6 protein-coding genes and 1 pseudogene are annotated in these 6065 nt (G+C 27.9%); 6 read left to right on the top strand and 1 reads right to left on the bottom strand.

Annotated elements, in window-relative coordinates; all coding sequences use genetic code 11:
• Positions 1–82 precede the first annotated feature (82 nt).
• The 3 genes and pseudogenes from fliD to H9660_RS09265 form a co-directional block, all read left to right on the top strand.
• Positions 83–667 (top strand): annotated as a pseudogene (fliD, locus tag H9660_RS09275) (flagellar filament capping protein FliD); the annotation flags it as partial.
• A complete protein-coding gene (locus H9660_RS09270; protein WP_191750099.1) occupies positions 667–996 on the top strand; it encodes a hypothetical protein in 330 nt (109 codons plus the stop codon). The pseudogene fliD and the gene H9660_RS09270, both read left to right, overlap by 1 nt.
• A 148-nt stretch (positions 997–1144) precedes the next feature.
• Positions 1145–2377 carry a flagellin N-terminal helical domain-containing protein gene (locus H9660_RS09265; RefSeq protein ID WP_191750098.1) on the top strand — a complete coding sequence of 411 codons (1233 nt, stop codon included), beginning with the start codon at positions 1145–1147 and terminating at the stop codon, positions 2375–2377.
• Between the two features lie 667 nt (positions 2378–3044).
• On the opposite strand, the gene H9660_RS09260 is transcribed toward H9660_RS09265, so the two are convergent.
• The gene (locus tag H9660_RS09260) at positions 3045–3902 is read right to left on the bottom strand and encodes an endonuclease (protein ID WP_191750097.1); all 858 of its coding nucleotides are present in this window, start codon (positions 3900–3902) and stop codon (positions 3045–3047) included.
• A gap of 169 nt (positions 3903–4071) precedes the next feature.
• Between H9660_RS09260 and H9660_RS09255 the strand changes: the two genes are divergently transcribed.
• The 3 genes from H9660_RS09255 (at position 4072) to flgC (ending at position 6064) form a co-directional block, all read left to right on the top strand.
• Positions 4072–4929 (top strand): flagellin N-terminal helical domain-containing protein, encoded by an 858-nt coding sequence (locus H9660_RS09255; protein ID WP_191750096.1) that lies wholly within the window; start codon positions 4072–4074, stop codon positions 4927–4929.
• 332 nt (positions 4930–5261) lie between these two features.
• Positions 5262–5654, top strand: a complete 393-nt coding sequence (gene flgB, locus H9660_RS09250) for a flagellar basal body rod protein FlgB (protein ID WP_191750095.1) — start codon at positions 5262–5264, stop codon at positions 5652–5654.
• A 5-nt stretch (positions 5655–5659) separates the two neighbouring features.
• On the top strand, positions 5660–6064 hold the full coding sequence (gene flgC, locus H9660_RS09245) for a flagellar basal body rod protein FlgC (RefSeq protein WP_191750094.1): 405 nt from the start codon (positions 5660–5662) through the stop codon (positions 6062–6064).
• Position 6065 lies beyond the last annotated feature (1 nt).

The following is a 6065-nucleotide window of genomic DNA, read 5'->3' as shown; positions in this document are numbered from 1 at the left end:
ATGAAGCGAAAGTTTCACGTACGGTGTGGAGCGGGGGAAAACTTAGAGATTACATCAAAGAGTTACCTATCGCTATTCTGAAAAGGAAATAGAACTTTGGGAAGCTAAGGTAAAGCAAGGACAATTAAGAAGAGATTCAGATCTTATAAGAATAGCTAATAGTTTAAGACAAGGTATGAGTACAATGGTAAGTGGAAGTGGACTTACCTTAGAAGATATAGGTATTACGTCAGTTCAAGATTATGGTGGAACTAAAGATGGAACATTTAAAATAAACGAAACTACTTTAAAAGAAGCTATAGAAAATAATACAGAACAAGTATCTAAGTTATTTATGCAAAGTGCACCTTCAGGAGTATCAGAAGAAGAGGTTTATAATCAAAAAGGAATAATGATGAGACTTAAAGATATTTTGTATGATGAAACAGTATCATCTAAATCAGTTTTAGCAAAAAAAGTAGGCTTTGAAGGAACAACAACAGTAGCAAATAACACATTAACTAAACAGATGACAGAATATCAAAAGAAAATAGATGAAATGGAAGATCTTTTTGCAGATAAAGAACAAGCTTTATATACAAAGTATTCTAAACTAGAAACTATAATGAATAACTATAATAGCCAAATGACATATTTATCACAGGCATTAGGACTTAGTACATCATAATGATAAAAGATTACTTATTACAATATAAAGAATTAACAGAGGCTATAATAGTTAATATTAAAAATGATTTAGATGCAGAAAAGCTTATGAATGAAAGAGGGAAAGTTTTAAGAGAATTATTAGAAAATAAGACTTTAAATAAAGAAGATGTAAAAAACATATATATAGACTTAAAGCTAGATAAATTAGATAAACTATTGAAAGAAGAAATAAATAAAGCAAGAGAAAAAACTAAAGAAGAGCTAAGAAAAATAGCACAAAGAAAAAATGCAAATAGAGCGTATGGGAAAAGTATAAATACAATAAATAATTTCAATAAAAAAATTTAAAATAAACTATAAAGTAATAAAAAAAACAGACGAGATTAATAATATAGTTGATAAAGAAAAGAAAGTAAGAGTAAAAAAACTCTCAACTATCAATTCTCAACTAATTATGACAAGGATGTCAATTTCAAAAATCAAGGAGGAATAAACAATGATAATTAATCACAATATGGGAGCTATGAATGCTAATAGACAAATGGGAATTAATGCTACAAATGCAAACAAATCTATGGAAAAGCTTTCTTCAGGTCTTAGAATAAATAAGGCTGGAGATGATGCAGCGGGTCTAGCTATATCAGAAAAGATGAGAGGACAAATTAGGGGGTTAGACCAAGCTGGATCTAATGCTCAAGATGGTATTTCAATGATACAAACTGCTGAAGGAGCATTAAATGAAACTACATCAATCCTTCAAAGAATGAGAGAATTATCTGTTCAATCTGCGAATGATACAGCTACAGCTGAAGATAGAAAAGCAATTCAAACAGAAGTTAAGCAACTTGGAGAAGAAATAGATAGAATAGGAAATACAACTCAGTTTAATACAAAAAACTTACTTGATGGTTCTATGGGGAAAGCTGTAAATACAGCAGTGGCTAATGTAAACACAGGAGCTAAATTGCAAGGAGCAGCAGATCCAGTAGTGGTGGGTGACTTATTAACAGCTCTTAAAGATTCAAATGGAAATAGTTTAGGTATTAAAGAAGGAGATACAGTAACTGTTAGCTATATGAAAAATGGTTCAGAAGTAACAGATACAAAAACTGTTGCTGCAGGTACGAAGCTATCAGATTTAACAATGGCAGACGGTACATTCTCAGTATCAGCAGACGGTAAAATGGTAGCAACAGCAACTACTGGAGGTACTGCAAATGCTATTCAAGGTCTTACTATAACAGTTAAAGATTCAGCAGGAACAGTTAGATCAGCAGCAACTAACGCTTTATCAGCTTTTAATGAAACTACAGCAGCAGCAGATGTTAGAACTAATGGGACTTCAACTCTTCAAATTGGAGCTAACCAAGGTCAAAACTTAAATATAGACATCAATGATATGCGTTCACAAGCTTTAGGAGTTGACAATATACAAGTAGGAACACAATCACAAGCAGATTTAGCAATAAAGGTTATAGATAATGCAACGGCTAAAGTATCATCAGAAAGAGCAAAACTTGGTGCATTTTCAAACAGATTAGAGCACACAATAGCTAACTTAGGAACATCAAGTGAAAACTTAACATCAGCTGAATCAAGAATAAGAGACGTTGATATGGCTAAAGAAATGTCAACATTCTCAAAGAATAACATTCTTAGTCAAGCTGCTCAAGCTATGTTGGCTCAAGCTAATAATCAACCACAACAAGTATTACAACTTTTAAGGTAGATTATTTAAGGGTCTCTTAAAGAGTAATCTTTAAGCAAACATTGGGTGAATTGCTGGAACTTCCTTAAGCTCTTTCTCTACAGCGGAGTTTGAAAAGACAAACGTGATAGATTGAAAAGTAAAGAGATTGGATAATCAGCAGCCAAGCTCCTGTATCGAAAGATTGGAGAAGGTTCAACGACTAGAGTATACCACCTAAGCTTTAAAAATGTATGGTGATGAAACTCGTAAGGATGAGGTTTCCTGAAGTGCCCAACCCCAAGATTTAAATTTGGGTGAAGATATAGTCTGGCAATGATTGAAAGATTATTGATAAAACGCAAGCAAACCAACAACCTCAACAAGTACTACAATTATTAAGATAAGCAGAGAACTAATTTTAGCTTTAGCTAAAATTAAGTAAATCGCTTACTTCATGAAGAAGTAAGAATATAAATAAGTCAAAGCGAAAGCTTTGGCTTATTTTTTTCTGTATAAAAGTTTAAAATGTTGTTATATAATAAAAGTAGATATATTTATAAAGATTTTAATATAATTTTGAAATGAATTTTATATGAGTAATATATTAGATAAATATGATGAATTAATAAAATTAACATTAAAGAGCCAGGGTGAAAACTCTGGCTTTTTGTATTTGAGAAAATATAATAACTAAAAATATAAAATACTAAATATTTTTCATTCTACGTAATTTATCTACTATACCCCAATAAGGCCTATTTAGAATATTAGCAATTTCTTTAGTAGATAATCCATTTTCCTTTGATTTTATAATAAAAGATTCTTCTTCGATGCTGTAGGAATTATTAATAATATTAGAATTCCAAGAATTAATGTTAATATAACCAAGTTCTTTAAGTTTAGATTTCTTTTCTTTAAATCTTTCTTCTAAATTAATTTTATATTTCATACATGGAATTTCAGATATATATGGTTTTACAACATCAATAAAATTAATTACATCTTGTTTTTTATTTATCTCAAGAATAGTTTTTTTACCATCTTTTCTATATTTAATCTTTGTTTTAATACCAAAGGTGTTTTCTAAATGATCTTTTAGAATTATATTCTCATCTTCAGAGAAACTTAAAGTGTATAATGATATTCTTGGAAAAATATAAAAAGAATTATCTTTACGTTTAACCGAATCTATAACTAATGTTCCATCATCCATATAAAAACAAGCTAAACCTATTGGATGAGTAAGTAACTTTATATTTTCTTCTGTGATAGTTTTTATTTTATTTATATAAAATTTATTGTATAGAGTAGTAAAATATATATTACAATGTGATGAGATTTTGGGGTATTTATAATTAGTATTTATTTTAAAATCTAAATTTTTAAGTTTTTCATACTTCCATAATCGATAATTTAATTGCTTTACAGAACCATGTTCTCTATAATATGCATTTTTACTTCTCCCATATAGTGAAATAGTTCCATCCCCTAAAAGACTACCTATAATTATATTTTCTTCTATTTCTGAAATGTTATAAATTTTATTACTATAGTTATTTAACATTAAAAAATTAACTCCTTAAAAATAATTATATTGATAGTATTAGCTAAAGTTTTGAAAGTAATAATTATGTAAAGGTGAGAATTGAATATAACTAAATATAAATAATCTAAAGATTTAATTTTATTAATCGATAATTAAGGTAAAGAAGTGGAATATAGGAGAGTTTAATATGAGATTAAATCAAAATATGGAATCTTTAAATATATATAGAAATTATAAGAAGAATTTATCTAATCAAGCAGTATCTTTAAATAGGATTAGTACAGGAACTAAAATTAATTCTGCTAAGGATAATCCTAATAAGCTTGGGGTTAGCGAAGGTCTTAGGCTTCAAATTAGAAGTCTTCAAATGGCTGAAAAGAATATTCAAGATGGTGTTTCTATGATGCAAACTGTAGATGGAACTTTATCTACAATTAATGAAACTTTAACTAGAATAAAGGAATTGACAGTAAAATCTGGTGGAGCTACTAGTGAAGATGATTTAGATGTAATTCAAAATGAAATTAATCAGTTAAAGGAACATATTGATTATACGGTGAATAATTCTGATTTTAATGGAGTAAAATTATTAACTTCTGATAGAGTGGTAAATAACGATTATCCAAAATTCTTAGATCATAAAGTTGGTTCTACTAGTGATGAAGATATAAAAATTCCAATTTTCAATATTACAACTAATATGCTTACTGATAATGAAGGCAATTCAATAGCTAATTTAGATGTTACTGATAAAAATAATCTAGATAAGAATTTAAGTTCTATTGATGGAGCAATACAAATGGTTACTTCAGTAAGAAGTAAATATGGAGCTATTCAAAATAGAATGGAAACTTCAGCTGAAAATTTAACTGGAAGTTCTTCGAATTTAGTAAGTACAGAAAGTCGAATTCGAGATACTGATATGGCTTTAGAAATGGCAGAATATTCAAGAACAGCTATTTTAAATGAAACATCTATTGCTTTAATGCAACAAAGTAACAAATTTCCACAAGAAATATTACGTGTACTTGAGAATATGAAATAATTTATCGACAGAGAAGTAGTAATTACTTCTCTATTTTTTTGCTATTTTATATATTTTAATAATATATAAAATAAAAATTAAAATAAATGCGAAAAAAATACAGCAAAATACAATATTAAACAATAAATTGAAAATAAATAAAATTATTACAAAAAAGGTTGATAAATAAAATATATTTTTTATGAAAATTATTATAGAAAAATAAATTATATTAAATTATAATAGATTCATGGGTAAATTTTCATCTAATAGAAAATATATATAATTAAATTAAAAAAAGTCTATTAAATTTATGGCGAAAATTGGTTAAAAATGTAAATGGGAGAAATGTTATGAATATAAGTAATGATAGTGGATTACAGTTTATAAAATTAGGATTAGATGCTTCTGCAACAAGAAGTAAGGTTATAGCTAATAATATTGCGAATGTAAACACTGAAAATTTTAAAAAATCTTATGTATCTTTTGAAGAAAATTTAAATAGTGAAATAAGTAAATTTACTTTGAAAAAAACTAATAGTAACCATTTAAGTGGAAGTTTAGATAATTCTATAATATCAGTAAAAGAGGATAAAAGTACAAGTATGAGAACAGATGGAAATAATGTAGATATTGATTTAGAAAAAGTAAATCAAGCATCTAATACATTAATGTACAATGCCTTAATAACACAAGCGAATTCTAAACTTAGTATGACTAAAAGTGTTATTTCAGGAGGTAATTAATAATTATGGGATTATTTAATACTATGAGAATAAGTGCAAGTGGTCTATCAGCAGAAAGGCTTAGAATGGATACAGTTACATCTAATATTACTAATGCAACTACAACTAGGGGGGAAGATGGTAAACCTTATGTGAGAAAGATAGCGGTATTTCAAGAGAATTTAGATGAAGCTAAAGGGTTAAATGGTGTTAAATCTGTAGGAATAATAGATGATAAATCTCCATTAAAAGAAGTATATGATCCAACTCATCCAGATGCAAATGAAGAGGGATATGTAACTATGCCTAACGTAAATTTACTAAATGAAATGGCAGATATGATAGCAGCATCTAGATCTTACGAAGCCAATGCAGATACACTAGATGCGACAAAAAGTATGTTTACTAAAACATTAGAATTAGGAAGGTAGT

Source organism: Clostridium gallinarum, from assembly GCF_014836325.1.
Taxonomy (GTDB): Bacteria; Bacillota; Clostridia; order Clostridiales; family Clostridiaceae; genus Clostridium; species Clostridium gallinarum.
This window is presented reverse-complemented; position numbering and strand designations above follow the sequence as displayed.